A 1,603-nucleotide genomic window follows, 5' to 3' on the forward strand; every position below is an offset into this window, starting at 1 on the left:
TTTTTTCTACCATTAGTCAAGCACTAATGTTGATTTAATCACGTTTTCTTTTACGTTTAGATGGATCACATTTCTTGTTATTAGAGTAATCATCCGTTCATACTGCTGATTTTTGAGTTTGAGGGTAAACCAAATAGACCTTTGGCATTTTCATTTTTTGCCTAAGGGTTTACACTATTCACGTAGTCAGATTGGTTGGCGCTGGACGCCGTATTGATACAACTGACTCGTTGTCACGAGATGATAAATCGTTCGTAGAAGGCGACTCATCGCGGCGACCGCAACTTTCTTTGAGCCAACGGTTTTTCCGTTGACCACGGGAAGTTGCTTTTTTCGTTTCTGATAGAAGTCGTTGATGTGATTTGGTTTCGTCTTAGCGGCACTGGAAATGTTAGTGATCGCCCGATACAAGACCGCTCTAGCAATATGATTGCCGCGTTTACTGATCTGATCAGACGCGATGTAGTTTCCCGACTCATAGTGACGCAGATCGATCCCAACAAAGGCATTCAACTTGTTGCTACTTCCGAAGCGCCGGATATCGCCGAGTTCACCAATAAGGCGCACTACTGTTTTTTCCGCAAATCCAGGAATACTCATGAGAATTTCAAACTCTGGTAGACCCTTAGCCAACTGAACCATTTGATTAATGATCTGATCCTTATGAGCTTCCCGTTCCGTTACTTGTTTGGCGTGATAACGCGTTTGTTCAAGCATTGGTGAATCAATAGACTCGGCCGGATATGAAGCTTTTGCGAGATTCAGAAGTTTAGTTGCGATAGCTTTCAGTGCTGCTTTCCCGTGATGAGAAACCACACTTGATATCTGTTCATAGACGTCTTCCGGCGTTTGTTCGTTTAAACAATCGGCGTGTGGATACAGCTGTACGATTGTCCAGTACATCTTCCCAGTAGGCTTGGACAAGAGCTGTTCAAGCTCTGGAAACGTCAACTGAGCACTGCGGTGAAGTCGATTCTTCTCACGTACCAGGTCGGAGTTTACCTCTTGATAGAAGCGACTTAGATTCATCAAGTCCCGATAAACCGGTTCTTGATAATAAGTGAGTCGACGCTTGAAGATCAACTGCGTCTGCGCTAAGTGTAAGGCATCGTTCTTGTCGGTTTTTCGCGTACGCAAACCATCTAACTGCTTCTTAGCGGCTAGCGGATTGAGTTGGGAGTATCGATACTGATGATCATCTAAGAAGCGCCTGAGGCGTTGTGAGTAGACTCCAGTAGCTTCGAAGACGATTTGAGGTTCTCGATATTCCTGCAAGTGTTTGAGTAACTCCTGAAACCCAAACCAGTCGTTGTTGATTTTCGATTGCCATACAGTGGTATCGTCGTTGATTACAGCGACATTGGAAGTAGCCTTACTAACATCAATACCAAATACAATTGCCATTATGAGCACCATCTTTCTAGGGTTTTTTACGGATTTGCACCATCATTCTAATTTTCAATACACGACCTCAAGGCCAACAGACTACCAACAGATTATGTGATGGTGCAGTGAAGTTGCCATTTTTGTTTGCGACGTCTAGCGCCAAAAAAACCTACGACAGGTCAACTTCACTACCACTTTACGCCTAAACGAAAAGTGG

1 protein-coding gene is annotated in these 1,603 nt (G+C 43.9%); it reads right to left on the bottom strand.

Annotation, left to right across the window (positions count from 1 at the left end; all coding sequences use genetic code 11):
• Positions 1–186 precede the first annotated feature (186 nt).
• Positions 187–1,404: an IS110 family RNA-guided transposase gene (locus ACKTSG_RS14200; protein ID WP_407895673.1), complete on the bottom strand. Its 1,218-nt coding sequence runs from the start codon at positions 1,402–1,404 to the stop codon at positions 187–189.
• Between the last annotated feature and the right edge of the window lie 199 nt (positions 1,405–1,603).

The organism is Lacticaseibacillus salsurae, from assembly GCF_045862175.1.
GTDB lineage: Bacteria > Bacillota > Bacilli > Lactobacillales > Lactobacillaceae > Lacticaseibacillus > Lacticaseibacillus salsurae.